Source organism: Brevibacillus centrosporus (assembly GCF_046622605.1).
GTDB lineage: Bacteria > Bacillota > Bacilli > Brevibacillales > Brevibacillaceae > Brevibacillus > Brevibacillus centrosporus.
Map to the genome: position 1 here is coordinate 4,394,390 of NZ_CP176856.1, position 26,263 is coordinate 4,420,652.

26 protein-coding genes and 1 riboswitch are annotated in these 26,263 nt (G+C 51.2%); of the genes, 5 read left to right on the forward strand and 21 right to left on the reverse strand.

Going from position 1 to position 26,263, the window contains the following annotated elements:
• Positions 1-2: 2 nt before the first annotated feature.
• The 3 genes from ACLIN2_RS22195 to ACLIN2_RS22205 all read right to left on the reverse strand — a co-directional run bounded on the left by ACLIN2_RS22195 (position 3) and on the right by ACLIN2_RS22205 (position 1,788).
• The gene (locus ACLIN2_RS22195; protein WP_092268492.1) at positions 3-200 is read right to left on the reverse strand and encodes a hypothetical protein; all 198 of its coding nucleotides are present in this window, start codon (positions 198-200) and stop codon (positions 3-5) included.
• Positions 201-213: 13 nt separating this feature from the next.
• A complete protein-coding gene (locus ACLIN2_RS22200) occupies positions 214-513 on the reverse strand; it encodes a DUF2642 domain-containing protein (protein ID WP_122960590.1) in 300 nt (99 codons plus the stop codon).
• 339 nt (positions 514-852) lie between these two features.
• Positions 853-1,788 carry a hypothetical protein gene (locus ACLIN2_RS22205; protein WP_411502152.1) on the reverse strand — a complete coding sequence of 312 codons (936 nt, stop codon included), beginning with the start codon at positions 1,786-1,788 and terminating at the stop codon, positions 853-855.
• Between the two features lie 158 nt (positions 1,789-1,946).
• Here ACLIN2_RS22205 and ACLIN2_RS22210 point away from each other — a divergent pair, with 158 nt between their 5' ends.
• Entirely contained in the window at positions 1,947-2,207 is a 261-nt protein-coding gene (locus ACLIN2_RS22210) for a DUF2573 family protein (RefSeq protein WP_310228472.1), read from the forward strand.
• Positions 2,208-2,301: 94 nt separating this feature from the next.
• Here the strand turns inward: ACLIN2_RS22210 and ACLIN2_RS22215 are convergent, their stop codons facing one another.
• From ACLIN2_RS22215 to hppD, 3 genes are all read right to left on the reverse strand, one after another.
• A complete protein-coding gene (locus tag ACLIN2_RS22215) occupies positions 2,302-3,090 on the reverse strand; it encodes a LytR/AlgR family response regulator transcription factor (RefSeq protein ID WP_258957701.1) in 789 nt (262 codons plus the stop codon).
• Complete coding sequence (locus tag ACLIN2_RS22220) at positions 3,059-4,786, reverse strand: ECF transporter S component (protein ID WP_411502153.1); 1,728 nt, start codon at positions 4,784-4,786, stop codon at positions 3,059-3,061. The genes ACLIN2_RS22215 and ACLIN2_RS22220 overlap by 32 nt, the downstream gene beginning before the upstream one ends.
• Before the next feature lie 219 nt (positions 4,787-5,005).
• Entirely contained in the window at positions 5,006-6,097 is a 1,092-nt protein-coding gene (gene hppD / locus ACLIN2_RS22225; RefSeq protein ID WP_411502154.1) for a 4-hydroxyphenylpyruvate dioxygenase, read from the reverse strand.
• 300 nt (positions 6,098-6,397) lie between these two features.
• Here hppD and yjcZ point away from each other — a divergent pair, with 300 nt between their 5' ends.
• The gene (yjcZ, locus tag ACLIN2_RS22230; RefSeq protein WP_092268485.1) at positions 6,398-6,484 is read left to right on the forward strand and encodes a sporulation protein YjcZ; all 87 of its coding nucleotides are present in this window, start codon (positions 6,398-6,400) and stop codon (positions 6,482-6,484) included.
• A 204-nt stretch (positions 6,485-6,688) separates the two neighbouring features.
• Positions 6,689-7,378, forward strand: coding sequence for a class I SAM-dependent methyltransferase (locus ACLIN2_RS22235; protein WP_122960585.1), 690 nt, complete (start codon positions 6,689-6,691; stop codon positions 7,376-7,378).
• A gap of 63 nt (positions 7,379-7,441) precedes the next feature.
• Here ACLIN2_RS22235 and ACLIN2_RS22240 read toward each other — a convergent pair whose 3' ends face one another.
• From ACLIN2_RS22240 to ACLIN2_RS22260, 5 genes are all read right to left on the reverse strand, one after another.
• Positions 7,442-8,872 (reverse strand): hypothetical protein, encoded by a 1,431-nt coding sequence (locus ACLIN2_RS22240; protein ID WP_411502155.1) that lies wholly within the window; start codon positions 8,870-8,872, stop codon positions 7,442-7,444.
• 188 nt (positions 8,873-9,060) lie between these two features.
• Positions 9,061-9,867 carry a methyl-accepting chemotaxis protein gene (locus tag ACLIN2_RS22245; RefSeq protein ID WP_246070925.1) on the reverse strand — a complete coding sequence of 269 codons (807 nt, stop codon included), beginning with the start codon at positions 9,865-9,867 and terminating at the stop codon, positions 9,061-9,063.
• 144 nt (positions 9,868-10,011) lie between these two features.
• A complete protein-coding gene (locus tag ACLIN2_RS22250) occupies positions 10,012-11,469 on the reverse strand; it encodes an aldehyde dehydrogenase family protein (protein WP_400585427.1) in 1,458 nt (485 codons plus the stop codon).
• Positions 11,470-11,553: 84 nt separating this feature from the next.
• Positions 11,554-11,637, reverse strand: a riboswitch (cyclic di-GMP riboswitch).
• Positions 11,638-11,754: 117 nt separating this feature from the next.
• Positions 11,755-12,693 (reverse strand): methyl-accepting chemotaxis protein, encoded by a 939-nt coding sequence (locus ACLIN2_RS22255; RefSeq protein ID WP_411502156.1) that lies wholly within the window; start codon positions 12,691-12,693, stop codon positions 11,755-11,757.
• 30 nt (positions 12,694-12,723) lie between these two features.
• On the reverse strand, positions 12,724-13,476 hold the full coding sequence (locus ACLIN2_RS22260; protein WP_092268479.1) for a hypothetical protein: 753 nt from the start codon (positions 13,474-13,476) through the stop codon (positions 12,724-12,726).
• Positions 13,477-13,560: 84 nt separating this feature from the next.
• Here ACLIN2_RS22260 and ACLIN2_RS22265 point away from each other — a divergent pair, with 84 nt between their 5' ends.
• A complete protein-coding gene (locus ACLIN2_RS22265; RefSeq protein WP_411502157.1) occupies positions 13,561-14,973 on the forward strand; it encodes an RsmF rRNA methyltransferase first C-terminal domain-containing protein in 1,413 nt (470 codons plus the stop codon).
• A gap of 93 nt (positions 14,974-15,066) precedes the next feature.
• On the opposite strand, the gene ACLIN2_RS22270 is transcribed toward ACLIN2_RS22265, so the two are convergent.
• The 8 genes from ACLIN2_RS22270 to ACLIN2_RS22305 form a co-directional block, all read right to left on the reverse strand.
• Entirely contained in the window at positions 15,067-15,306 is a 240-nt protein-coding gene (locus ACLIN2_RS22270) for a hypothetical protein (RefSeq protein WP_092268477.1), read from the reverse strand.
• 107 nt (positions 15,307-15,413) lie between these two features.
• Positions 15,414-16,082: a LysE family transporter gene (locus tag ACLIN2_RS22275; RefSeq protein ID WP_411502158.1), complete on the reverse strand. Its 669-nt coding sequence runs from the start codon at positions 16,080-16,082 to the stop codon at positions 15,414-15,416.
• A gap of 1 nt (position 16,083) precedes the next feature.
• Positions 16,084-16,518, reverse strand: coding sequence for an Lrp/AsnC family transcriptional regulator (locus tag ACLIN2_RS22280; RefSeq protein WP_092268475.1), 435 nt, complete (start codon positions 16,516-16,518; stop codon positions 16,084-16,086).
• Between the two features lie 224 nt (positions 16,519-16,742).
• The gene (locus ACLIN2_RS22285; RefSeq protein ID WP_400585663.1) at positions 16,743-18,236 is read right to left on the reverse strand and encodes a DEAD/DEAH box helicase; all 1,494 of its coding nucleotides are present in this window, start codon (positions 18,234-18,236) and stop codon (positions 16,743-16,745) included.
• A gap of 380 nt (positions 18,237-18,616) precedes the next feature.
• On the reverse strand, positions 18,617-20,053 hold the full coding sequence (gene pepV / locus ACLIN2_RS22290; RefSeq protein ID WP_411502159.1) for a dipeptidase PepV: 1,437 nt from the start codon (positions 20,051-20,053) through the stop codon (positions 18,617-18,619).
• Positions 20,040-20,771, reverse strand: coding sequence for a GTP pyrophosphokinase (locus ACLIN2_RS22295; protein ID WP_092268472.1), 732 nt, complete (start codon positions 20,769-20,771; stop codon positions 20,040-20,042). Before ACLIN2_RS22295 ends, pepV begins: the two co-directional genes overlap by 14 nt.
• Before the next feature lie 124 nt (positions 20,772-20,895).
• Entirely contained in the window at positions 20,896-22,974 is a 2,079-nt protein-coding gene (locus ACLIN2_RS22300; RefSeq protein ID WP_411502160.1) for a methyl-accepting chemotaxis protein, read from the reverse strand.
• 111 nt (positions 22,975-23,085) lie between these two features.
• The gene (locus ACLIN2_RS22305; RefSeq protein ID WP_122960578.1) at positions 23,086-23,556 is read right to left on the reverse strand and encodes an N-acetyltransferase; all 471 of its coding nucleotides are present in this window, start codon (positions 23,554-23,556) and stop codon (positions 23,086-23,088) included.
• A 199-nt stretch (positions 23,557-23,755) separates the two neighbouring features.
• On the opposite strand from ACLIN2_RS22305, the gene ACLIN2_RS22310 reads away from it, so the two are divergent.
• On the forward strand, positions 23,756-24,355 hold the full coding sequence (locus tag ACLIN2_RS22310; RefSeq protein ID WP_092268469.1) for a TetR/AcrR family transcriptional regulator: 600 nt from the start codon (positions 23,756-23,758) through the stop codon (positions 24,353-24,355).
• Between the two features lie 32 nt (positions 24,356-24,387).
• Here ACLIN2_RS22310 and ACLIN2_RS22315 read toward each other — a convergent pair whose 3' ends face one another.
• Positions 24,388-26,079, reverse strand: coding sequence for a peptide ABC transporter substrate-binding protein (locus ACLIN2_RS22315; RefSeq protein WP_411502161.1), 1,692 nt, complete (start codon positions 26,077-26,079; stop codon positions 24,388-24,390).
• A 2-nt stretch (positions 26,080-26,081) separates the two neighbouring features.
• Positions 26,082-26,255, reverse strand: a complete 174-nt coding sequence (locus ACLIN2_RS22320; RefSeq protein ID WP_170184387.1) for a hypothetical protein — start codon at positions 26,253-26,255, stop codon at positions 26,082-26,084.
• Positions 26,256-26,263 lie beyond the last annotated feature (8 nt).

Here is a 26,263-nt window from a genome sequence, read left to right on the forward strand (position 1 = left end):
ACTTAAACCAGCCTCACATACGTGATACGATCCAGTTGAAAGACCACGTTCTGTGCGTTTCCGTACCCGGATGCACCGGAAGTCAATACGGTCGCGGTGCTGTCAGTCACTCGAATCAATACCCCAGTGGTCACTTGTATGCCTGTAATAACTTCTACCGTTTCGCCCAAGAGCGATTGCAATTTATCTTGAAAATCCATTTGAATTCCTCCTTTACACCGATTGCACAAAATTGATCTGCGTAAACGATAGGATGACAACCGAGCCGCCAGCCTCCAAAAGCTGAACGTAATCGGCACCAACCGCTTGAAGAACGCCTGCGATGCTGCCTGCTTCCGTTCCGATTTCAACGTCCTGATTCAAGTAACGGAGCAAAACCTGACGAATTTCCGGTTCCACCGGACAAGACCGTCGATGTTCCTCCGCTGGTTTCGGTCCTTCATTGTTCCACACGAGCTTTTTTAAGCCCTCAAAAAATGCTTTCAGCTCTTTCTCATTGACGCTGAGCCACATGCTTGTCACTCTCCTTCTCTAAGTCCTATCCTCGTGGATGATCCCACTTTTACAAGGTATACAAGCATCGCCAAAATGGTTATGGGTCACTAGCGTATTTTCAAGAGATTCGTTCATTTCTTGCAGCCCTTCTGTCCCGAAAATGAAAAAAACCCGGCCATTGCCGAGCTATAGGACGTCCAATTTTCTGTTTTTGATCTGAGGCATGCTATGATCCGTTCGAACTGCTGTGGAAAAACAAGAGTCAATCGCACAGAACGTGGATGAAAGAAATGTAAAGTTCACATGATAGCTTTTACATATTCATCATAGAAAAGGTCGATCAGAACGGCTCTCGCCTCATGATTCTCCTCCTGCTCCGTCCTTCATCAACGCCTGTCCTGCTTCCGTCAAACGATATTGCCCGCGTCCAACCGGATTCTTTTCGACCCACCCCTTTTTGATCAACGCTTTGAGAGGCGAATTGACGTACAGGGAGTCAAAGCGGCGTGCCTTCTCCACATTCCCTCCTGGCAGCATCCCTGCTATCACAGTTGGTGTTCTCCATTCCTTTGCCGATAACGCCAGCAGAACATTTACCTGCTTTTCGGGCAGCATTCGCAAAGCTTTCTTCTTCGCCATTTCAGAGCCTTCCAGGAGGCGGGCTCGAAAATAGAGCTTGCCGCCCTCTTTTTTCCGCTCGCACCATGCCGCCTCGAATTGCCAAAGCGCTTTTGCCAAGGATGCCCGCGGACTGGCGTAGTGAGTCTCACAATGATCGAGTATGTCTTTGAGTGTTCTCCACTGGTTTTCTTTGGTCAAGTAATGCCGAACCTGCTTCATCGTTATCCGATAGGGAGTGATGTACCCGCCTCCGCTTTGCCCTCCCTTTACTTCTGCCGTTCGATGATGCTCTGTCAATGCCTCTTTGAGGTCAGGCAGCGTCCGGCGCGCAAGCTTTGGCATATGAGCGGGCCAGACACTCCCGAACTTGCTGATCGTGAGCACCCCAATCCCGTAATCTCGCAAAACCATCGATACAAATTTCTTAAACGACTTTGGCTGATAGGGAATGGCAATCCAAATATAATGGGCAAAGCCGCGCCACCGCAGCGCCTGCTCGATCAAATCCAAGCTGAGAGACTGCTTCATTTCCACGACGCCTACCAGCTGCCCGCTCGTCACGACGATATCCGCTCGCCCACCGAGATGCTTGCATTCGACCTCCGGGTACGACGTGAAACCCCTCTCTCCCATCCAGGCCTTGATCGGCTCGTACATGTCCTCTTCTCTCATAGGCTCTCCTTTGTCGTTACCGTTCTTTTTTATTCACTTTATCATGCTCTGGCTCCTTTTGCCCAAGCGTTTCCAACTCCGCCTTTCCCTTGGGAGCTGTTTTTCGTACAATGAATGAAGTGGTCATCCATAACGTTTTGGAAAGGGAGGGAATAGCAGTGTCAGAGAAAAAAGAACCATTGGTCCCTGAACTCGAGGATCTTTTGTATAAATTTACGGAGCTGCTGACAGGAGAAGCGACACCTGAGCGTGTGGAAATGGTAAAGATATGGTGCCTGTACACGCACATGAGCAAGGCGATGCCTCCCCTCATTCAGCACTGGGCGAGCGAGCCCGAGCATTTCGAGGCACGCAACCAGATCCGCGAGATCATCGAGCAAATCAAACAGTGGAATCAGACGAAAAATCAAAAGCATTGATAGACGAAAAAAGGACTGCAGCATGTGGCAGTCCTTTTTCCTTGATCAAGAGCTGACGGCTAGCAAGGGAACCCGTCCAACCTTGTGGCCTGCTTTAAAAACCGAGCCGCTTTTTCAGCTCTTTTACCACGTTTCGGCTGACCGGAATCTCCGTGCGTCGACAGTCCTGCATGATTAAATGGATGGACCCTTTGAACCAGGGCACGAGCTCAGCCGTCTTGGAAAGATTGACGATATACGCCCGATGCGTGCGAAAAAACTGCTTGGGTGACAATCGGCTTTCCAGCTCCTGCAAGGAAAAAGACGTCGCGTACTGCTCGTTCCCCGTATAAATACTGGCATAGCGTCCTTCCAAGGTCGCGTACACGATGTCGTTCGGATCGATCAGCATGATTTTCCCCTGCTTCTCTACCGGTACGCGCCGGGGCTGCTGGTCAGCCAGCACATTTTGTAAAATCGTTTGCAGCTGTTCCTCCAGTTGGGGAGCAGTCGCCACAGGAGCCTCATTCGCTCGAAGCATCTTTCGCACGCGATTCATCGTCTTCTCCAGCCGAAGCTCGCTAAAGGGCTTCACGATGTAGTCGATCGCATCCGTTTCAAACGCGCGTACGGCATGAATCTCATAGGCACTGGCAAAGATGATGACCGGCGGATTGACCATCGATTCCAAGAGCTCCTGTCCTACGTCCACGCCATCCCGATCCTGCAGATGAATATCTAAAAAAACAGCATCGGGCTCAATCTGCAGGACAGAATCGATCGCTTCTTCCCCGCTGCTCGCTTCTCCGATGACAGAAACCTCAGGAAATTGCTCCAGCAGGTATCGAAGCTCTAAGCGAGCGGGTGCTTCATCATCCACGATGAACACTTTTAGCACTGGCATTCACCCCTACTGGTAAAGTAATCACGCAAACCGTTCCTTCGCCGGGTGCACTCTCGATGACGATTCCATAAGGCTGTCCGTAAATAGACTGCAGCCTGCCTTTGACATTGGACAACCCGATCCCGGACAGTCGACGTTTTCCATCCTTTTGCATGTGCGGCTGGACAAAAGGGTCTGCCCCTATACCTACACCGTCGTCTGCAACTGTCAGCTCCAGCGTATGGCTGTCGGTCCGGCGTGCTTTGATCTTGACCGTTCCCCCATCTCGCTTAGGCAACAAGCCGTGCTTGACAGCGTTTTCAACCAAAGGCTGCAGGATGAGTCCCGGGACAATAAAGCCTTCTACCCCCGCCTCGATGTCATACTCGACGCGCAGCTTCTCCCCAAACCTGGCTCGTTCAATGGCTAAATACGCTTCGATGTGCTCGAATTCCTCTGCCAAGCTGACAAATCCCCCGGAGTCATGCAGGTTTCTGCGAAAGTACTCTCCCAGATGGATCAACAGCTCACGCGCCTGCTCTGGGCGGAAGCGAATGAAGGAAACGATCGTATTTAAGGCATTGAACAAAAAATGCGGATTGATCTGCGCATGCAGCGCTTTGATTTCGGCGTCAGCGAGCAAGCGGGACTGCTTTTCCAGCTCAGCCAGCTCCAGCTGTGTAGAAATCAGGTTGCCCAAGCCTCGCACAAGCTCCAAATCGACCGCAGATAGCTTGCGGGAGCGGTCCTGGTACAGCTTGAGGACCCCAGCCACCTCTCTTCGGCGCATCAACGGTACGAGAATAGCGTACCGCAGTGGACAATTGGCTTCCTTACAGCCGATTTCCTGTTTGCTATGGGCAATCATGACTTCCTTTGTATCCAGCACCTCTTGGGTTGCCTTTGTGGAAATGCCCTCTCCCACCACGTGATGAGAAGAGCCAGCGCCGACATGGGCGAGCACCGTCTCCCGATCTGTAATCGCCACCGCAGCTACCCGAGTCGTACGCAAAATCTCTTCGGCTACCTTTCTCGCCGACTCAAATGTCAGTCCTTCCCGCAAGTACGAAAGCGTCTTGTCTGCTACCTGCATCGTCCGCTGCGCCTGCAAAGCGCCGATGCGATCTTCTTCTTTTTTTACCAGATCAATAATGATTACGAGAATGGCAATCCCTAGTGAGTTGACGACTGACATCGGAATGCTGATAATCTGGATCAAGGATAAGGCAGCCTCATAGGGACGAGCCACTAACAGGATAATCCCCATCTGCATCCACTCCGCAAGAAACCCCACGATCAAGGCCGTTGTCCAGCCGATTTCCTGCTGACGATTGCGGCGGAATTGATAGATCAAGCCCGCGATCAAGCCTTCACTAATTGTAGAAATGGCACAAGCCAAGTCCGTAAAGCCCCCGAGAGAGTAACGATGTATGCCAGCAATCAGGCCAGTCATAAGCCCTACCCATGGACCAGCCAGCAGGCCCGCCACAACCGTACCGATGACGCGGGAATTGGCGATCGCATCCTGATACCAAATGCCGTTATAGGTTCCGAGTATGGAAATGGCGGAGAAGATCATCACCATGACGGCTTTTTCTTTCCAGGTCGCCTGCTGATTCAAAATACTTCGAAAAGCACGGACGCGAGTAAACAGCAAAGCAGCAACGATGAGAACGGCCGTCCGCTCAGCTAATGGCATCATCAAGGCCAGGTTCATATGATCAGCTCCTATCCAACTGTGCGCTTGCCAAAAAGGATATACTCATTATCCATAGCGCACGGCTGTACGGTCAAGACAATTGTCTGACAAGGCTGAAAACTGCCCGGCGAGTCTGCAAACCGACCTTCCCTGATGCTTACCATGAAAAACGGAAAACAGGGCACCCCTGCCTTTCGCTCTGACCAGAGGATGCCCCAATGTCCCGTAACTTTTTTCTTACAGGTTGCCCCGGAGCTCTTGCTCGCGCTCCAGTGCTTCGAACAGCGCTTTGAAGTTGCCGTTCCCAAACCCGCGTGCCCCTTTTCGCTGAATGATTTCGATAAACAGCGTCGGACGGTCAACGATGGGCTTGCTGAACAGCTGCAGCAGGTACCCTTCGTCATCCCGATCCACCAAAACCCCCAGCTTTCGCAGCGACTCCAGATCCTCGTCGATTTCTCCCACGCGCTCCTTCAGATCCTCGTAGTACGTATCAGGGACGGAAAGGAAATCGACGCCATTGGCCTGCAGTTTGCTAACCGTGCTGATAATGTCATTCGTCAAGATTGCGATGTGCTGGACACCAGGTCCTTTGTAAAATTCGAGGAACTCTTGAATCTGCGATTTGCGACGGCCTTCGGCTGGCTCGTTGATCGGGAATTTAATCCGTCCGGTACCGCTCTGCATCACTTTGGACATCAACGCAGAATACTCGGTGGATATGTCGTCTTCACTGAAATTTTGTACAGCCGTGAAGCCCATGACTTTCTGATAATAGGAAACCCATTCGTCCATGACTTCTACATTTCCGACGACGTGGTCGATGCCAATTAGTCCTGAGCCTTCTCCTTTTACTGGCGCTTGGAACGCTTTGTAGCCTGGCAAAAATGGGCCCTTGTAATTTTTTCGCTCGATGAAGGTATGAATATTTTCGCCATACGTCCCGATGATCGCTTTCTTCACCGTTCCATGTTCGTCCGTATATTCGGTAGGCTCCATGATCGCGATCGCTCCACGGGAAACCGCCTCACGATACGCCTGCTCACAGTCTTCTACCCGAAGAGCCACGTCCTTGACTCCATCGCCGTGCTTTTTCACAAATGCGGCGATAGGGTGATCGGGTGTGAGCGCCCCTGAAATGACAAAGGTCATGTGGTTTTGCTTGAGTACATACGAAACCTTTTCCCTAGAGCCTGTCTCCAGCCCTGCGTACGCCACCGTTTCAAAGCCAAACGATTTCGTGAAATAATGCATCGTCTGTTTTGCATTTCCTACATAAAACTCCAGATAGTCCCAGTCCTGAATAGGAAAAAAGTCGGTGTTCGCCATCGCTACCCCTCCACTATTTTCATTCATTCGTTATGGTTATTTGATAATTGGGATTATTTAGTCGTTATCTCGAGCGTACATGGGAAGCGCTTGCTTATGCAAGAACGCGAAATAACGCGAAAACGCTCAACCGCTTTTATTGATTAAAGTACGCGATTAGTCGTTTTCTTGATACACCTGGAAGCCAAAAACGAATCACACCCAAATTATCATCTCCCCGTTTAAAGCCCTTACATTGTTCCTCGATTTGCATACCTTGATCTTGGGGTTTTTCCTCAATCTCAATTAGGGGTGATATCAATGAGTTTCTTCGACGACAATTTTGCATTGGTATTGGTTCTTTTCGTATTATTAACAATTGTTGCTTGTAGCTGCGACGGCTGCTAATTTCATTCCAAAGCTTACCCTTCTTCTATTGAATCACCCTGTGAAACTGCATGATTCAAAGCGAGGCTGCCAGAGATTTCTGGCAGCCTTTGCTGGTTTTCGCCGATTTCTTCGGTTGCAAAAAAGATACGCAGCCACCCGTTTGCTTGATACAATATGGGCAAAAGTAGATAAAGTAGCAAGCAGAAAGGGGCAAATAAATTTATGAGCGAATGGAGCACCCTTGCAGCCGAAAAGTGGGACCAATTTGCTGCAGACTGGCATGCAAACAGCGACAACATGTGGGAAAACGGCAGTCGCCGTACGATCCTGCCTTTCTTGCAAAAATACGTATCGATCAGCGATGGTCCTATCCTCGATGCAGGCTGTGCAGACGGCTATGCGAGCTGCAAGCTGGCATCGATTGGTTACGCAGTCGAGGGTATCGACATTGCCGGGGAAATGATTCGTCTCGCCAATGACCGGGCAAAAAGAGCAGGCTTGTCGCTCCCTTTTCAAACAGGTGATATCAGCCAGCTCCCTTTTGCAGACAATACCTTCGCTGGCGCCTTGTCTATCAACGTCGTGGAATTTACCCCTTCCCCTTTGAAAGCACTCCTCGAGCTGCGACGTGTTTTAAAGCCTGGCGGCACCCTCGTGCTCGGGATCTTAGGTCCAACAGCTGGCCCTCGCGCCCATAGCTATCGCCGGTTGTATGAAGAAGCCACCATTCAAAATACGATGATGCCATGGGAGGCCAAAAAGCTGGCTTCTGAGAATGGTTTTGTCCGAAAAGACGAAGAGCCTGTCTATAAAGAAGGAATTACGCCTGATATTGCGGGACGCTTAAGCGTTGAGCTGCGTGAAGCCGTCAGTTTTCTGACACTGTTTGCTCTCGAAAAAACTCTCGACTAAATCATTTTTCCATGAATAAAGGCAGCCTTCCCGTCTAACGCTGACGATAAGGCTGCCTTTCTATCACTTCGTGGAGACATAGGCCACATTATTTTGCTTCATCCAAGCCAGTTTGCTTTCGATCAGCTTCGCAAGCGTCGCATCCTCCATGCCATGCAGCTGGCTGTAAAGCTGCTGCGTTTCCAAAAGGTCGTTGTACGTCAGATACGGGTAGTCGACGCGACCAAAGGAACCGTTCGGATAATAAGCGTAATGGAGATCGCCATTTTGGACAATCCATTTGGATCCGAGATTGACCACGCCGCCAAGCATGATATCGGCCAGATCTTTGTCCGTAGGATTGCCAAATTGCAAATAGCTTCTGTACAAGAAGTTAATCTCCGCCAGCTGATGGTTGAGTGAAACATGCGTATCAGACGGTTTCCCTACTAACGCGTAGTCGGCTACCAGCCAGCCTGGGCGAACGCCTTCGATTACATAATGATTCCCTACCGCATGCTGTTGGAAAAAGAGCGCGTATCTTTGTGTAGATTCACAAAATTCTGCTTCTTGATATTGGGTGCATCCCTGGAGCATTAAACTAGCCGCTCCCGTATTAAAGCGAGTATCGTAGAAGCCTTCCGTTATGCCGTAATCCTCCCGCAGCCACTCCGAGCGAGGAAGGGACTTCCAGTAGCCTAGCTGATCCTGCTGTTTGAGACTCGCTTTTAGCATCACGTATCCCATCTCTCGCGCTGCCTTGCTTCCGCCCGTGTACATGAAGGAGTGCAGCACATAGTTTTCAGGTATACGCCAGTAGGAAGTATCCGTATACGGCACATAAGTCGAAGGACTCTTGTAATAGTATCCGTCATACAGCCATTTGGCATTATCTGTCACATCTAGGTTGAGCCAGATGCTGTCCAGCTTTTCTTGGCCCCATACGACCAGCGGCTCGGGAGATTCCAATGCCCACATTTCGCTCACGTGACCGGCTCGTATCGGCAAGCTGGCCTCTAGTACATAGCCCCCTGCGGATTTCCGTACGGTAATGGGAAGTGCCCTATCCTTTTTTTCGTTGATCGTCCCGTTGCCCATGGGCGCATACACGATCGGCGCTCCCACCCAGATCGACTTGCCCTCTGTTTCGATGAAACCTGAGGCGAGCGGGAGTGTATGAAGATCACGCAATGGCGCGATAGCCCAGTAAGGCTGCATGTTCTCCGCGATCGCACGGTAACGAAACGTCGCCTGATCACCGCGAACCGGGATCTTCACGACATACGGCTGCTGATTTTGCTGAGCGGTCAGCTGGTGAATCCAGTACAGGCCGCCATCGCCAAATTTGATTTCCTGCTTTTTATGTGTTCCACCTTTGATCGCTTCGCTCGTTTCCTTTTCTACCGGCTTTGTCCAAGGGCGAGGTCCATCGTCGGCACTGGTCTCGTCTGGAGCGAACATGAATGACGTTAGGAGCGTAGCTATTACGAGAAGCATACTTACGCGCTTGATCATGATATCCCCCTATCCATCCATTAATCGAAAAGTCGGATGCAATTAGAAAACTTGGCACCAAGCTTTGTGGCGGAGCCTTAGTTGCACTTATACTGGCTAAGAATCTTATAAATTCTTACTGTACCAAAAAACGTCCCTCTCCTGTATGACACAAGGGAAGGACGTTTCGTTACATGAAACAAGCTTTTTTATTTGGATTGGAATGCTTCTTCGGCCAAGTCAGCCAGCTTTTGCGTATTGTCGCTGACCTCTATCATCGTCGCGGAAATCTGCTGAGTAGCCGATGCTTGACTTTCCATCGTCTGATTGATCAGCTCGATGGATGTCTGCAGATGCACGATCAGCTCTCGGATGGAATCGGTCGTATGTTTGATTTTCTCTGCATTCTCGCGGGAGTTGCTCGCCATGTTGCGCACTTCGTTGGCCACGACGGCAAAACCACGCCCCGCCTCCCCTACCCGCGCTGCTTCGATACTCGCATTAAGCCCCAGAATGTTGCTTTGGTCCGCAATCTTTTTCACAGCCAGCGCGATCTGCTCGATCTCCCCTGTACTGTCGCTGACGTCTTTGGCTTGAACGGAGATGCCGCGCATCTGCTCGTTTAATTTGCTGATTTCGGACGCCATGCTATTTGTCGTCGCACTTACCTGTTCCACGACACTGGAGAGATTGGCCGTAATCTCGTACAGAACATTTGCCCGCTCCATGCTGGAACCGATGCCGACGCCCCCGACTACACGCCCTTGCTTGTCATGAAGCGGAACAGCACGGGCGATCAGGGGAAACCCGAACAGCTCCTTGGGTACGATCATCGATTGATGCGTATTCGTACGGATGGCAGTCGTAATGATATCTCCCTCTTGCAAAGGATCGCCAGGTGTCACCTGCAGAGCAAATGTCTTCCCCGGAATGTTCATCAGCAGCTTCTCTGTATCATAGACGCCCACCGTAACGTCATCGGAAATCAAGTCGTTCAGATACGGAGCCACTTTCATAAAAGCCTCTAGCAATTCTGCCGTTTCTGCGGATTCGGACGGTTCTGTCGGTTGAGTGCTGTCCGCCGCTTCCCACGTTTGTTCCTGATCTGTTTGTTCCCATTCTCCCACTGTCTTCATCGCTGACCACCTAACTCTACATGATTAATAAGGAAATTGACGAGGCTTATGCTGAACGGAGATCCACTTGAGCGTCGAAAACTCTTCCAGGCTCCACTGCCCATTCAAACGTCCCAAACCGGAATGCTTTTCTCCGCCAAACGCGACAATCGGCTCGTCGTTAATCGTACCGTCGTTGATATGGATCATCCCGGTCTCGATTCGCTTCGCCATCTGTGCTCCACGCTCGAGATCGCGCGTGTGAATCGCTCCTGAGAGTCCAAATGGCGTTTCGTTTGCCATCTGAACCGCTTCCTCTTCGGATGCAAATTTGAAAATGCATACCGCGGGTCCAAACAGCTCCTTGGAGGCGATGGCCATATCGGTTGTGACATCCGTCAAAATGATGGGAGCTACGACGTTTCCGGTTACCTCGCCCTTCAAGATCGGAGTCGCTCCCTCCCCGATCGCTTCCTCAATGGTACTCATCAGGCTCTTCACCTGACGATCATTGATCAAAGGACCGATGACGGTGTCCGGATCGTACGGGTCTCCCACTTTCAGCGAGGACACTTTCTTCACGTATTGATCGAGGAACTGATCGTATACGTCTTGATGGACGAGCACACGGTTCGCTGACATGCAAATTTGGCCTTGGTGGGTAAAACGGCTAAACACTGCTGCGTTAACAGCGTACTCGATATCCGCATCCTCCAGTACGATAAGCGCACTGTTTCCGCCCAGCTCCAGAATCGCCTTTTTAAAATGCTTGGCAGCGACCTGCGCGATATGGCTGCCTACCTGGCTGGAGCCTGTGAAAGAGAGAATGCGCGGAATCGGATGCTCCACAAATCCATCTCCGATTTCCGAGATGTCCGTTACGATCACGTTGACCAAGCCTTTGGGAAGTCCAGCCTCTTCAAAGATTTTTCCGATGAGCGTACCACCCATGATCGGTGTATGCTCATGCGGCTTCAGCACAACGCCGTTCCCTGCCCCCAGAGCCGGAGCTACGGATTTCATGGACAGATAGAACGGGAAGTTGAAGGGGCTGATGACCCCTACTACTCCTGCTGGAATGCGATACAGCCTGTTTTCTTTTCCGTCGACAGGAGATGGGAGAATTTTGCCTTCCATACGCACGGGGAATGTCGCCGCTTCCCGGATGATGTCCTTCACCAGACCGATTTCAAAAAACGCTTTGAGGCGTGTCCCACCGAGCTCTTTGATAATGATGTCGATGATTTCTTCTTCGTGAGCATCGATGTAGTCCACCGCACGCCCCAATATCCGCGACTTGACGTAGGGATTCACTTCATCCCATTCCTTTTTTGCACGAGCAGCGGCTTGATAGGCCTCGTCGATATCCTGCAAGCTGGCCATTTGGAATTCTGTAATGACTTCACCGTTGTACGGATTGAGATCCGGCAGCTTCCGTGAAGCGAGTCCGTCCCTCCACTCCCCATTGATGAATTGCTTGTTCAAAGCTTGTAGAATCGACATATCCCTTCTCCTCTCCCTTGTCCAAAAAAATAACGGCCCCCATCGCCAGAAGGGAGCCGTTAGACAGCATGAAAAAACCTGCTAGTTGGCAACCCGGCTGCCATAGAGAAGATCCGTAGGCCCGTGGCTTTGCGTCCCCACCTTTCAATGGGTTTGCCCATTCATAGCGAATGTTTTGTCGAATTGTCAAGTTACAGGAATTTTTTGGTTAGTCCACTTTCGATTATAGACTTCTCGATTGAATAGTCAAATAAAAAATATGTAAGGCAGTCATACTTTAGAAAGCTATTCGGAGAGTACGCGCTTTCCATCCTCTACACTCACTTGCAGGAGCTGTTCCACTTCCTTCGCTCTGCTCACGTGCAAAGTCAGGTCTTGATTTAAATCACCCAGCAGCTGAACGGCTTCCCCCACCTGCTTGGCTACTTCATCCGCAAATTGTTTTTGATGCTCGATGATTTGCATGACACCGGAAACTTCTACGCTTACCTCGTGGAAAGCCTGTACGATTCCCTCCATCTTGCCGGAGGCATCTCGGCTGATGGACAGGCCGTTTTTGATCGCTGAGCTGTTCTTTTCGCTGTTCATCAGCGCTTCTTTTGTCTCTTCCTGAATTTTTCCGATCAACTCGGCGATTGTTTTAGTCGAATTCGCTGTCATTTCAGCCAGCTTGCGCACTTCATCTGCTACCACGGCAAAGCCTCGACCCTGCTCACCAGCGCGTGCAGCCTCAATCGCTGCATTCAGTGCCAGCAAATTGGTTTGGTTGGCGATGTCGCTGATCACCTTGACGATGCTGGTGATCTCCGACGAACGGTCCTCGAGCCGGCTCATGGAGCGCGCCGTATTGACAGACTCTGCCTCCAAGAGACTCATCACTTCGACTACTTCCGTCATCGCGGATTTCCCCGCTTCTGCACGCTGCATGGATTGCTCGCTGATGGCGGTCAGTCGTTCCCCTCGAACATGCAGCTGACCCGCTGATTCGTCATCACTTTCGTTAATCGCCTTGATCGTTTCGATGACGCCTTTCATTTGGGCAACCAGTTGTATGAGTTTCCCATGCTGGGCATTTACTTCCCCATTTTGCGAAAGAGCTTCTCCCATCTGTTCATAAAGGGCTTGCAGCTCATTTCTCCACACGTCTTGACTTTGCGTTTCCTCTGTTGCAATCGCTACTGCTGTCTGTGCTTCTGCCTGACCTTTTTCCTTCTTCCAGAACATGTTTCTACTCTCTCCTTTGCCATCAAACCATTAGTCTTCACGACGAGCAAAATGACGGGATTCGATAATCCCTGGATGCTGCTTTGCCAATGTCAGCAGGTTTTCCAGAAAATAATAATGGCCCTCCAATAATTCCACGTCCTTGCGCTCGAATTGCTTGACCTGCAAATACTGCTGCATTTCCAGAGCATAGCGTTCCAGCTTGTTGTGGAAGTCGTTGGCACGTAGCATTTGTTCGATTTCGGGGTACTCCGTCTTCAATCGATTGATTTCACTGTACACCCTGCTGCCTTCTAAAATCATCTGATAGGCGACGCGCTCCATCGAAGCACCCGTAGCCGCTTCCTGTTCCGCACGCTCCTCGCGCAATGCGGACAAGTACGTGATAAAATGGTAGACAGTCAAGAACAATGGGCCTAAAAATAAGATGATCCCTGCTTTGTAGACATGCTGATTGGACAAGTTGCTGATGAGCAGGAACAAGTGAAACAGAATCGCTCCCAGCCATACGTAGATAATGACCTGGTGATTGATCTTCCCAACCCTTTGCCCGCGAGAAAATACAAACGTAAGCCCTAACAGATAAAAGGCAAGCAAGGTAAAGCTGGCGGAAAACAGCGCCATCTCCATCTCCTGCAGCCAATCTGCGTCGGCGGGAATCTCGATCAAAAATTCAAAAGCAAGCACCAGCAGTGAGAAAAGCAACCCCATGATCCAAAACCGGCTGACTTCCGAGTCGTTCCTCCGCCGGGAGCGGTAGCGTTCCGCACGGGATCCTTTCATATGCTCTCACCTCATTCTCTAAGATTCGCCATGATTCTATCTTTTCCTCTACCCATCGGCCAAATTCTGACAACGGAGGCTTCTATGACACAATCTTTACCTACTGCTTTTACAGAACGGATGCGGACCCTGATGCAGGACGAGTACGATGCATTCGCCGCTTCATACGAACAACCCCTCTTTCACGGTTTGCGCGTGAACCCTCTGAAAATCGCTCGCGAACGCTTTCTCGCCCTCACACCTTTTCCTGTGGAGCCGGTTGCGTGGTGTGCCAACGGCTTTCGCTATCAAGAAGGGATGAGACCGGGCAAGCATCCGTATCATTCCGCCGGCTTGTACTATTTGCAGGAGCCAAGCGCCATGTCAGCTGCAGAATGTCTGGAGGCACAGCCTGGCGAAACCATCCTGGATTTGTGTGCAGCACCCGGCGGAAAGTCGACGCAGCTCGCTGCTGCTCTACTGGGTGAAGGTCTTCTAATCGCAAACGAAATTCATCCGGTGCGCGCACGTATCCTCTCGGAAAATCTGGAGCGCTGCGGCGTGCCAAACGCGGTCGTCACCAACGAAACTCCAGAGCGGCTCATGGAACGATTCCCTCAATTTTTCGACCGGATTCTCGTAGATGCGCCTTGCTCAGGAGAAGGCATGTTTCGCAAGCTCCCGGAAGCGATCGACGAATGGTCTCCGAATAAAGTGCTCGAATGCCACCGGATGCAAATCGATATTCTCGATGCGGCTGCTGCCATGCTAAAGCCAGGGGGGACACTGGTGTACTCGACTTGTACGTTCGCCCCTCTGGAAAACGAGCAATCGATGGCGATCTTCCTCGAGCGCCACCCGGAGTTCTCGATCATACCACTCCCGCATCCCGAGCATTTTTCCTCTGGGCACCCCGAGTGGGCAACGCCAGTCTCCGATGAGCTGGCGCAAACGGCAAGGCTTTGGCCGCATTTGCTCAGCGGCGAGGGGCACTACCTCGCCAAGCTGCACAAAAGCGCTGATGCCGATCAGCCGGCAGAGGTCCCCAAAAAGCGGAAAGAAAAACGAGCCAAATCAGCTCCTGCAGGACGCAAGGAAGCCATCGCTGCTTGGCGCTCCTTTGCAGCAGACGCGCTTCCCCACCTATCGCATCATCTGGGGGATGATCGCGCCTTCCTGCTGTTTGGTGAGCAGCTCTTCTACTCACCTGCACCCGAGCTGGATTGGGACGGCATCAAAGTATTGCGTGTCGGACTGCACCTCGGAACGGTGAAAAAGAATCGACTCGAACCTAGCCATGCGCTGGCACTTGCCCTCTCTGCGCAGGAGGCTGCACGCGTTGCTGATTTCACCGCGGAAGATCCCGATCTGCTTCGCTATTTGAAGGGAGAAGCGCTCAGCCGGGAAGGCAGCAACGGCTGGACACTGATTACCGTAAACGGATTTTCACTAGGATGGGGAAAACATGTGGACGGTCAGCTGAAAAACCATTATCCCAAAGGATTGCGTTGGCTCTAGCTCTTCCTATTATCCCAAAATGCAGAAACGCCAAATAAGCCCACTGCCTAAAAAGCACGCTTGCTTTTGCGGTGGGCTTGTTTTTCTTTCGATTTATCTTCCTCGACGGGTATGACTGTCCACGACGGTAAGTGAGCCATCCCTGATATAGCGCAAGATTTTTGATACCGAGATGCCGGTTGCATTGGCAATCTGAATGGCATTCGAATTCGGGAAGCTCCTGACGTAATTTCGAATCAGCCGATATTCATCCATGTCGTTCTGCCCACATACCTTGCAGGTGTATTCCCCTGGGCTCATCTCGCTACCACATTTCATGCAAAAATCCTTCATCGCGTGCCTCTCCTCACACCCCGTACTTTGTTGCGGTCTGCACAAAGGGTCCTATCTACCTATATTCTACCCCATTGCGTTAGGTGGAAAACACTATTTCAAAAGGATCAATGATTTTGAAAGAAAAGAACAATAGCAAAGCCAATGAGGAATAGACCTACCAGGAGGTTAAATCGTTTCAGCCATACAGGGCGCAGCATTTTTGCCGCATAGGTACCGAGCCTGGCGATCCCTGTAAGAAACAGCAGCGTAGAGAGAACACACCCCACTGCGAAGCCAAACAGCTGGCCACCAGCCAACGTCGTTTGAGACGACATCAGCGAGCCAAATACGCCCGCCCAAAAAAGAATGGTCAGCGGATTCGTCAGCGTCAAGCCAACTCCGTAGAGAAAGCTTCTCCCCTTGCCGATTTCCCTCTCTTTTCGCTCCGCCGCAGGCATGGACAACGGGGCATTGTCAGCAGTACCCGAAGCAGCTGCCTGCACGACACCAGTATCCGTGACTTTTGCCCGCATACTTCCCATCCCAAACCAAATAAGGGTGACTGCACCGCCGATAACAACCAACTGCTTGACCATGTTTATTTGCAAAAGCAGCGCAAGCCCGCCAATCGCTCCTGCCATGTATGCGGCATCTACTAGCGCTACCCCAACAATCATCCACCACGCTTGCCGAAAGCCGAGGGAGATGGATCGTTGCAAAACAGCCAGACAAACCGGCCCCACCGACAGCTGCAGCAGCATGCCAAAAAGCAAGCCGTTCCACACAGCCGTCATCTCACATCTCCTCCTTCATGGAAGAGAGCACAATCATCGTGTTCGTCTTGACGACACCCGGCACCTGCTTAATCGTGTCTGAAATAAGCCGCTCCAACTCTTTCGTGCCTGAAAGCGCTACCTTGAGCATATAATCGTAGGCACCCGCCATATGGTGGCATTCCAATACACTGTCCGCCTGCAAAATGACCTTGCGAAATTCCTCCACATGCTCGGGCTTTTCCAACTGCACCATGATGAAGGCAAGGAGCTGCTGGCCGAGCTGCTCGCGATTGAGCTTTACCGTAAAGCGATCAATGACGGCTGACTCCTCTAGCTTGCGGATGCGCTCCGATACGGCAGGTACGGACAAATGCACCTGCCTGCTGATCTCCGAGCTCGTCATCCTGCCATTGTTTTTAAGCAGCTGCAAAATTTCCTGATCTATGTGATCCATCCGTACCGCCTCCTTTTTTTCGATTATACCAAGACTTTCAATTATTAGGAGCATTCACGAAAATAACAGGAATTTTTCTGGATATCGCTCCTTTTACCTTCATTATTTTCGTGTTTCTCCCCATCGGAGCCCCTTCTCCTGAAAAAGTAAGGCTGCATCCAGCATGGCCATACAAAAAAACTGCCCGGACCCTTACCAGATCCGGACAGCTTGTCATCTTTCTTTTACCCTCTTGATTTGCCTTTTCCTGCGGATGGACGGAACGGCCTTCCTCCCTGGCTCTTGTCTCCAGATCTGCTTGCTCCACCCTTCGCTGGCTTTCCAGCACTAGCTGGTTTAGCGGTCTTGCCTGCTTTTCGCGCGGCGATTGCTTCCGCACGTTTCCGATTCTGCTCGTACTTCGTTTGGAGTTCGTCCAGCTCACGCGCCAGTTTTTTCTTGTAGCCAGGCTTGACCTTTGTCTTCTTCTTGATCGCCTCGCGAATCGGAGCAAACTCTTTATCTTTTTCCTTCTTCTGTTCCTTCTGCTGCTGCTCGCGCAGTTCAACGAAGTGGGCTTCCCGCTCTTCGGCACGTTCACGACGGCCAGCATCCAGATGGCGTCCTGCTTGCAAAATTCTTTCCTCGATTGTTGCTTTTGTCGTTTTGGCAAAGCGTCCCATCAGGTTTTTCTGACGCGGAGAGATCAGCGAGATCGCTTTTCCTTTTTGCCCTGCCCGACCTGTACGGCCGACGCGGTGAATATAGCTCTCTACGTCGTTCGGCAGATCGTAGTTGATCACGTGCGTAACGCCTTCCACGTCCAAGCCGCGCGCCGCAATATCGGTGGCGATCAAGTATTGGAAGCGGATATCACGGAACTGCTTCATCAGCTGCTCCCGTTTGTTTTGTGACAAATCACCGTACAGTGCCTGTGCCGACAGACCATTTTCCTGCAGGCGAGCCGTCAGCTGCTGCACGCGTACCTGCGTGTTGGCGAAAACGATAGTCAGGAAAGGCTGCTCCTGCTCCAGCAGGTCGACGAGCGCGTCTGTCTTGTCGCTTTGGTTCACGACGTAGTAATATTGCTCGATGCGTTCTACTGTTTTTTGTTTTCCTTCGATCTTGATGTGCGGCGGCTGCTTCATAAAGCGATGCGCCAGCTTTTTCACTGTGTCCGGCATCGTCGCCGAGAACAGCAGTACCTGACGTTGATTCGGAGTATGGACGATGACTTGCTCGACATCCTCCAAAAAGCCCATCTCCATCATTTTATCGGCTTCGTCCAATACGAGCGTAGAGATGCGGCCGAAGTGCAGCGATCCGCGTTTCATATGATCCAATACACGTCCTGGCGTACCTACGACGATATGAACGGTATCTTTGAGTTTGTTGAGCTGTTTGTCGATATCCGTACCACCGTGGAGCGACAAAACATTGATATTCAGATGCTTACCCAGCTTTTCGACTTCCTTTGCGATCTGGATGGACAGCTCGCGGGTCGGCGTCAGGATCAAGGCTTGGATATCCCGTTTCCCTTCCTCCAAGCCGTTGAGAATGGGCAGCATGAACGCCGCTGTTTTCCCCGTTCCCGTCTGCGCTTGTCCGATCACATCCTTGCCCTCCAGAATCAGCGGAATCGCTTCTTCCTGAATAGCGGTTGGTTCTTTATAGTACAGGTCTTGAATCCCTTGCATCAGCTCCGGTCGAAAGCCAAAAGACGCAAACGATTTTGCCATCATTTCCACTTCCTTTCACAAGCGACCCGATTCGCCACACCAAAGACTGCATGGACAGTGGGGTGCAATAAAACCGGCTAGCTTCACTCATATTCCTAGAGGCGTTTGTTCCACGACGCCTGAATTCCTATCCTACCTATACTAAATGAGTCGAACTGAAATTACAACCACGGGCCATTGCATCGGGGGAGGAAAAAGGGGAAGACGCTCCGTTAGTAGGGCCACTTGCATGGGGGCATCCTAGCTTTGAAAGAGTCGTTCAAAGTCGATCAAAATCAACACCGCAATCCTTTTTCTCTCAGCTTGCCCTTCCGCAATGTACTCATTCAAACATCAAAAAAGCGGGCGTACCCATTCGGTACAATCCCGCTTGCTTTTTATTACTTCGCCAGCTCATAGATGGCTTGGGCATAGATGGCTGTCGCTTTTACCAAGTCGTCGATCAAAATGTGCTCATCCCGCTGATGGGCACTGTCTGGGCGGCCAGGGAACAAGGGGCCAAAAGCGACGCCTACATTCAGGGAACGGCCGTAGGTGGCTCCGCCGATGGCGATGATTCCCGCCTCCTCGCCTGTTTGCTCCGTATAGACTCGCTGCAGTGTCGTGACCAGCGGATGGCTGGGATCTACGCGGTGTGGAGTCAAATGCTCGACCACTTCCAGCTCAAAAGCTTCCTCAGCCCCATGCTTCGCCAATACAGCTGACCATTGATCAAAAGAGACCGAATGCGGGTAGCGGATATTCAAACGGAAAATCGCGTCTCCCTGTGCCTCGTACTCCAGCACGCCTGTATTTAGGCTCAACGGCCCCATCTCTTCGTCGTTGTGCGCAATCCCCAGCGATTCGCCATGATGCTGTTTATGCAAGTAACGATCTGCAAAGCGCACGTAGCCCGCCGCACGCGCATCCAGCGTAAGGCCGCTCAAAAAGTGCGTCAGCTCAGTACCTGCATTCACACCTTTTCCTGGATCCATGCCGTGTACAGATACGCCTTCCATGTGCAGTACGACGGTGCCACCCTTTTCTTCTACGGAGCCCTTCAAATCATTTGCTTCCAGATGCTGGCGGTACTTCGCAATGAGCGACTGGGCATCCAAAGCCTTCGGAGATAGCACAGCTTCAGCTTTATCCGGCACCATGTTCATTCGCAGGCCAGATTGCAGCGATACGAGCTGGGCCTGTACATCGACAGCGCCTTTCTCTGCCTTTGCTTCGAAAGCTTCCTTCGTCTGACACAGGGTCAGGTCCGTGAGACCCTTCTCGGCATAAATCAGAGGAAAATCTGCATCCGGCGTGAATCCCATCGTTGGCATTTCTTCGGTTTCAAAGTATGTATTCACACATTTCCAGCTGGATTCTTCGTCGGTTCCAAAAATAAAGCGCACCCGCTTGGACAGTGGTAGCCCCAGCTCCATCACGATCTTGGCGGCAAAAATGGCAGCCATCGTTGGGCCTTTGTCATCGATCGCCCCACGCGCCACGATCTTGCCGTCCACGATCTCAGCTGCATACGGTGGCGTGCTCCAGCCATCGCCCTCTGGAACGACGTCTACGTGGCTAAGAATCCCGATCAGCTCTTCTCCCTGTCCGAACTCAGCATGCGCCGCGTATCCACGCACATCCTTGATAGTCATGCCAGCCTCGGAACACACTTCGAGGGCAAAATCCAGCGCCTTGCGAATCCCCTCTCCAAATGGTGCTCCTTCTTTTGCGGTTGCCGGATCGAGCACACTCTTGATCTGCAAGAAGGACTGCGTGGTCGCAATCAGTGCTTCTTGACGCTTGCGTGTTTCTTCCAGCCAATTAATGGTTGTCATCGTTTTGCTCTTCTCCTTCGTTTGCGCTCATGTTTTCCAACCCGGCATCGATGTCCAGGTCCAGCTCAACCAGCGAAAGCAAGGAATCCATCGGCACTTCCTTTTTCGTGAATTCTGCCTGCGCCTCTTTGATCTCATCCCGGATGTTGTTCATTTCGCTGTCCAGCTTATACGATGCCTTCGCCGCTTCGAACAAGCGCTGACGTATATTGGACGGAATGATCCCTTCGTATTTGTAATTCAGGGAATGCTCAATCGTCGCCCAAAAGTTCATCCCCAGCGTACGAATCTGGATTTCAACGGGAATCGTTACTTGTCCGCCCGCCATCATGATCGGATATTCGACCGCCAAATGGTAGCCGCGATACCCACTCTCTTTCGGTGTCGATACATAATCCTTTTCCAGATAGACTCGCATATCGCCACGCTTGCGGATCATCTCCACGACAGCGGGAATGTCTTCGATAAACTGGCAGATGACACGCACTCCCGCGATGTCCCGAATCTCCCAGCAGATGTTTTCATCAATCGGAAATTGAAGGCGGTTGGCCTTGTTGTAAATGCTTGGAATCGATTTGACCCTGCCCATGGCAAACTCAATAGGAGAATGCTCTTTGCGCTTGCGCAGCTCATTTCGGATGTTTTTAATTTTAACTTTAATTTCTTCCACAGCTTGCTCGAACGGCAGCAGATATAGTTCCCAATCTAGTTTGTGCACGCTTACGTCCCTCCGGCCAAAAACTCTCCATCGTACTTATCATTCAACATTCTATGAGAGTTATCCTCCCAAAATGGAAAAAGAGACAAGGAGAGACCAGCTTTTCTGCCAGTCTCTTCTCGTCTCAATTTTCAGTTAATACAAACCGTGCGAGTGACCTACGCAAGTCTTCTGCGAGCTTTGCCAGCTGATCAGCCGATTGAACAATCAGCTCCATAGCAGCGCTCTCTTCTTCGACGGCGGCCGAGATGCTCTGCACTCCTGCTGCTGCCTGGGAGGAGGCATCGGACACTTCCTCGGCAACCGCTACAACCTGTCGTGCATCGGGCGCCATCCGATTGAACGCTTCCCTGACGCTTTCCATTTCCTGTGTGACCCGCAGGATGTTTTGCTCGATCAGCTGGAACATTTCGCCGGATTGCCGTGCCGTCACCAGTCCATGTGCAGTTGTTTCCGAGCCTTCCGCCATACGGGCAACCGCGGCTGCTGTATCCTTTTGCACATCGCCGATCATTTGTGCGATTTGCAGAGCAGCTTCATTCGTCCCCTCCGAGAGCTTGCGAACCTCACCTGCGACGACAGCAAAGCCTTTTCCCTGCTCACCCGCGCGTGCTGCCTCGATCGCGGCATTGAGCGCCAGCAAATTCGTCTGACGGGCAATTTCAGAGATAACGGAACTAATCCGCGAAATATCCTGCGATTTTTTCTCCAGAGCGTAAATGACTTCTCTAGCAGAAACGACAGAGCGGTTGATTTCCTCCATACTGTCTACGACTGCCGTCACGGCTTTTCTGCCCGCTTCGGTGTGCCGCTTCATCTCCTGGGAAGAGAGTGAAACCTGCTCCACATTTTCCGTCACTCCAGCCACATCATTGGTCAAGTCTACCGCGAGCTTCAAGGTATGTCCCATCTTGTCCATTTGATTATCGGCGGAAGCGGCTACCGCATCTACGACCTGCGCGATTTGACCGCTGGAAGCGGCGATCTCGCTCGTATTGCTATGAATCTCTTTAACCGCCTCGGAAACAGAGGAAGAGGCGTCTCTTACCTGCTGCAGGATGCTGAGCAGTTGTACGCGCATAGAATCAAGCGACCGCGCCAGCTCTCCCAGCTCGTCTTTGCGCCTTAGGAGCCACGCAGGAATTTGGCTGGAAAAATCGCCTTGACCAATTTGCGAAGCCGCCTTGAGCAATCCGCGAAACGAGCGACGAAGCCAGTTCGCTGTATACAACGAAATCCCCACTATGATCAAGAGAACGACACCGTTGAAAACGATCATCGCATTCATGATTCGATTGGCCCCGCTCAAGATTTCCGTCATATCCATCTCAGCCAGAATTGCCCACGTTCTTTTGCCTACTTTTACTTGATCGTAGGAGACGAGTACCTCTTGCCCCCGGTAATCTTGTCCGACAGTCGTTCCTTGAAATTGCTGCGTCAGAAGGATCTGATCGACAATCGGCGTGTTTACCTGCTGCTTGAGCCGCGTCTCTTCTGCATCCCCCAGCTGGGAGCGCATCAATTTGTCCGCTCCAACCAGATAGACCTTCCCCGTTTCTCCGAGCCCCTCCCGTCGATTGAGCTGACGTGACACATAGTCGAGAGAGACTTCCACTGCCAGCTCTCCAATGATAAAGCCATTTTCAAATATCGGTGTAGCCATAAATACGCCAGGATTGCTGCCAGACGGCTCGTAGTAGCTCAGATCGGACATTTCCGTCGTCTGCCCTTTCAGTGCCAGCTGAACGGTCTGCCCCAATACGGAATCCGCGTATTGCCCCATCAAAAGGCTGGTCCCCAAGTCCTTTTGCGGTTTGGTCTCGTAGACGATCTCACCCTTGTCATTGACCAGGTAAGCGTTGGCAAAGCCGTAACGCGCCACTTCCATTTTCAATTCCTTGGTCCGGGTAAACTCGACCTCCTGATACGCCGGAGATTCTCTGCCTTGCTCCCACACCCCACGAAACTCGGATAATGCTGAAATGATCGTGCTCGATGCTGCTAACGTATCCAGATTGCGGGACCGTTCGCGAAAGTAATTTTCCACCTGCTCCTTGTTGCTGTTGCGCAATGCCTCCAAGGTAGCCTTACTACTGCTCAGCAGCTCCTGTTTGGATTCGCTGTAAGCAAACACGCCCGCTGCCGTCAATGGCACGATTCCCGCCAACAGCAGCACAATCAACACTCGCGCTCCTAGCTTCATGGCAAGCCCCCCAAATCTCATTCTGTCTCTGGTAGAACATTCACTATATTTCTATTATTCATATGAATATAGTACCAGAAAAGAAAAAAGGAAGGCTATACCAAAGTATGATTACGTTTCAAAAATCATCGCAATTTCGTCGCACATAGGCAATTTGGAGCAGTTGATACAGTCTTTCCACGTTTTTTGTGGCAACGTCTCTTTTGCGACGATCCAGAAACCGCATTTTTCAAAGAATTCTTGTTGGTAGGTCAAAGCAAGCACACGTTTGATTCCGAGATTGCGGCATTCATCGACCAGATGGAGCACCAGGTGCTTGCCTACGCCCATGCCTTTTGCCTTTTCCGAAATGGCCAGCGAACGAATCTCCGCCAAATCCTCCCAGAGAATATGCAGGCCAGCCACACCTACGACGGTATCTCCGTCATGCGCGACGATAAAGGACTGCAAATGCTCCAGAAACGATAGCTTTGTCCTCGGCAGCATCAGACCTTGTTGTGCATATTCATTAACGATTTCCAACATGGCATCGACGTCTTTCGTAGTGGCCTGACGCACGGTCAACGCTTTTGCTACACTCATTTTACACTCCTCCACCCCATGCTCTTTCGGCTTGGTACGATATAATAATTATTCATTATGATATATAAATATACAATCGACTTTATCAGAAGTCTATCCCTTTTTTCGATGCCTTTCCACCTGTTCGAAAGGATAAAATTCTTGTGCAGGTAATGATTATGCTATAATCAAGCTTATCAGATGAGGAGGTGTCGCCTTTTTGACGACTCGACGCGAACGAAAAAAGCGGGAAACCCGCGAGAAAATCTTTAATGCCGCGATCAAGCTGTTCAAAACGCACGGCTTTGAAGGCACTACTATTGACATGATTTCCGAAGAGGCGGATGTCGCTCGCGGAACGATCTTTCTGCACTTCACCTCCAAAGAGGCCATCCTCGCCAACTGGGGCTACGAACGGCTGCAGCAAATCGAGGAGCGTCGTGAGGAATGGGACTACGATGACAACTGCAAGGCGAAGGTGCTGAGGATTTACAAAATCATGAACGAAGTGACGATCACCAACTTTGATTTTATAAAGGTCGTTGTGGAATCCTCCATGAAGCATCGCAAAGTGCTCGAAAATGAAAAAAACGTGTACTTCGAGCTGCGGCAGCTGTTTGCAGACCTGATCGAGGAAGCACAAGAAAAAAAGCAGCTCAAGAGCAAATTCAATCCGCTCGTGGCTGCCAACATGCTGGAAAACATCTATTACAATGCGCTGTATGACTGGGTACGCAGTGAAGGTGCCTGGGCCTTGGAAGAAATCATGGAAGAAAAGGTATCCATTGTATTTGATGGGCTGATCGAGGAAACCTCCTAACGATTCGCCCATCTTTTTTGTTTCAAAAATGCTTATTCAAAATGTGCCCACTTGTACTGCACATTCCCCAGACCGGAGATGACGACATCCTTCAAATTTGGATTTTTCGCATAGACCGTGGATTTGAAGTAGAACGGAATGACCGGCATCTCATCAACCAGGATCTTTTCCGCGTCCTGCAGGATCGCTTTGCGCTTCTGTGCGTCCTTTTCCTTTGAAGAGGCAGCCAAAAGATCGGCGAATTCTTTTTTCTCCCAATTGGTATGGTTGTTTCCTTCCTTGGTCCGGAAAATCTCGAGGAAGTTGATCGGGTCGTTGAAATCACCCGTCCACCCCATCCGTGCGACCTGATACTTGCCATTCTTCACATTTTCGTAGTACACATTCCACTCTTGATTTTCCAGCTTCACGTGTACACCGAGATTCTTTTGCCACATGTCCTGCACGGCCTGTGCGATTTTCGCCTGCGCCTCCTCTGTATTGTAGGAAAGGATGATTGGCGGCAGCTTATCTACGCTTGCGTAGCCCTCCTCCTTCATTCCTTCCGCTAGAAGCTGTTTGGCCACTTCCACATCATTGTCGGTAAACAGTCCTTTTTCGTTCTCCGCAAACATCGTAGGAGGTACGATCGCAGTCGCGACCAGCTCGCCTCCCTGCGTCACGTTGTCGATCAAATCTTTGCGGTTGATCGCATAGGCGAAGGCCTGGCGAATCTTTTTATTGTTGAACGGCTTTTGCAGCGTGTTGAATTCGTACCAGTAGGTCCCTGCTTTTGGTGCGATCTCCAGTAGGCCCTTTTCTTTGAGTGACTCCATCGCGTCGAGCGGCAGGTTGCCTGTCGGTGCTCCCGCCCAATCAAGGTCGCCGTTTTCCAGCATCGACAGTTCTGTATTGGCGTCGTTGATCATGTTCATCTCGATTTTCGCCAGCTTTACAGACTGTGCATCCCAGTAGTTTTCATTCTTTTCCAGCACGAGCTTGGTCTTGTGCTCCCAAGCTGTCAGCTTGAATGGACCGTTGGAGATGTAGTCTTGCCCTGCTTCCTTCGCCCAGTCCGGATGCTCCTTCACGACTTTGGCATTCAAAGGGAAGTAGGTGTAGAAGGCCGTCAGCTCGAGAAAGAAGGGTGTCGGGTTTTCCAGCTGGACGACCAGCGTTTTGTCGTCCTGTGCCTTTACGCCGATCTCTTCGGGCTTCGCTTTGCCATTGAACGCTGCTTCTGCATTTTTTACATAGAACAACTGATACGCGTACTCGGAACCATTTTTTGCATCCAGCGCCCATTTCCAGGCGTACTCAAAATCCTGTGCCGTTACCAGATCGCCATTGGACCATTTGGCATTGTCCCGAAGCTTGAAGGTATAGGTCAACAGATCGTCGGAAGCTTGAATGGTCTCGGCGATGGCCGGCTGCGGCACACCGTCTTTATCGATGCGGGTCAGCCCTTCAAACGTTTGGAAAATGACGTTCGACGACCACACATCTGTGATCAGTCCAGGGTGCAGAGACAGCGGCTCCGTAAAGTTGTTCAGGCGCAGCACCTGCTCTGCTTGCTCCGGCTGCGGTTTAGAGGGAGCGGGTTGGGCTGCCGGTGCAGGCTGGGTCGATTCACTCGGTTTCGCAGCCTCCTGGTTTTGGGCACATGCTGCCAGCGAAACGGACAAGCCTGCTGCCAAGACGGTCTTCCACGCGCGATTCCACCACTTCTTCTGCATATGTATCATTCTTATTCCCCTTTCGAAGGGAGCTCTTGCTGCTGGTTCTGTCGCTGCCATTCTTTCAGCTCAGCCTTGATTTGATAGAGCTCTGCTCGCGTTTCCAGCTTGAATGCCTTCATCTCACTTTTGATGCAAGCCAGTTCGTGAAAGAGCTTTTCCCACATTTCCTGATCCTTTTCCATGCTCGCCT

Bases quoted from the DNA above. Each gene is read 5' to 3' on its own strand.
- ACLIN2_RS22195 (WP_092268492.1), bottom strand. From the start codon at position 200: ATGGATTTTCAAGATAAATTGCAATCGCTCTTGGGCGAAACGGTAGAA.
- ACLIN2_RS22200 (WP_122960590.1), bottom strand. From the start codon at position 513: ATGTGGCTCAGCGTCAATGAGAAAGAGCTGAAAGCATTTTTTGAGGGC.
- ACLIN2_RS22205 (WP_411502152.1), bottom strand. From the start codon at position 1,788: ATGAGAGAAGAGGACATGTACGAGCCGATCAAGGCCTGGATGGGAGAG.
- ACLIN2_RS22215 (WP_258957701.1), bottom strand. From the start codon at position 3,090: ATGCCAGTGCTAAAAGTGTTCATCGTGGATGATGAAGCACCCGCTCGC.
- ACLIN2_RS22220 (WP_411502153.1), bottom strand. From the start codon at position 4,786: ATGAACCTGGCCTTGATGATGCCATTAGCTGAGCGGACGGCCGTTCTC.
- hppD (WP_411502154.1), bottom strand. From the start codon at position 6,097: ATGGCGAACACCGACTTTTTTCCTATTCAGGACTGGGACTATCTGGAG.
- yjcZ (WP_092268485.1), top strand. From the start codon at position 6,398: ATGAGTTTCTTCGACGACAATTTTGCATTGGTATTGGTTCTTTTCGTA.
- ACLIN2_RS22235 (WP_122960585.1), top strand. From the start codon at position 6,689: ATGAGCGAATGGAGCACCCTTGCAGCCGAAAAGTGGGACCAATTTGCT.
- ACLIN2_RS22240 (WP_411502155.1), bottom strand. From the start codon at position 8,872: ATGATCAAGCGCGTAAGTATGCTTCTCGTAATAGCTACGCTCCTAACG.
- ACLIN2_RS22245 (WP_246070925.1), bottom strand. From the start codon at position 9,867: ATGAAAGTGGCTCCGTATCTGAACGACTTGATTTCCGATGACGTTACG.
- ACLIN2_RS22250 (WP_400585427.1), bottom strand. From the start codon at position 11,469: ATGTCGATTCTACAAGCTTTGAACAAGCAATTCATCAATGGGGAGTGG.
- ACLIN2_RS22255 (WP_411502156.1), bottom strand. From the start codon at position 12,693: ATGTTCTGGAAGAAGGAAAAAGGTCAGGCAGAAGCACAGACAGCAGTA.
- ACLIN2_RS22260 (WP_092268479.1), bottom strand. From the start codon at position 13,476: ATGAAAGGATCCCGTGCGGAACGCTACCGCTCCCGGCGGAGGAACGAC.
- ACLIN2_RS22265 (WP_411502157.1), top strand. From the start codon at position 13,561: ATGACACAATCTTTACCTACTGCTTTTACAGAACGGATGCGGACCCTG.
- ACLIN2_RS22270 (WP_092268477.1), bottom strand. From the start codon at position 15,306: ATGAAGGATTTTTGCATGAAATGTGGTAGCGAGATGAGCCCAGGGGAA.
- ACLIN2_RS22275 (WP_411502158.1), bottom strand. From the start codon at position 16,082: ATGACGGCTGTGTGGAACGGCTTGCTTTTTGGCATGCTGCTGCAGCTG.
- ACLIN2_RS22280 (WP_092268475.1), bottom strand. From the start codon at position 16,518: ATGGATCACATAGATCAGGAAATTTTGCAGCTGCTTAAAAACAATGGC.
- ACLIN2_RS22285 (WP_400585663.1), bottom strand. From the start codon at position 18,236: ATGGCAAAATCGTTTGCGTCTTTTGGCTTTCGACCGGAGCTGATGCAA.
- pepV (WP_411502159.1), bottom strand. From the start codon at position 20,053: ATGACAACCATTAATTGGCTGGAAGAAACACGCAAGCGTCAAGAAGCA.
- ACLIN2_RS22300 (WP_411502160.1), bottom strand. From the start codon at position 22,974: ATGAAGCTAGGAGCGCGAGTGTTGATTGTGCTGCTGTTGGCGGGAATC.
- ACLIN2_RS22305 (WP_122960578.1), bottom strand. From the start codon at position 23,556: ATGAGTGTAGCAAAAGCGTTGACCGTGCGTCAGGCCACTACGAAAGAC.
- ACLIN2_RS22315 (WP_411502161.1), bottom strand. From the start codon at position 26,079: ATGATACATATGCAGAAGAAGTGGTGGAATCGCGCGTGGAAGACCGTC.
- ACLIN2_RS22320 (WP_170184387.1), bottom strand. From the start codon at position 26,255: ATGGAAAAGGATCAGGAAATGTGGGAAAAGCTCTTTCACGAACTGGCT.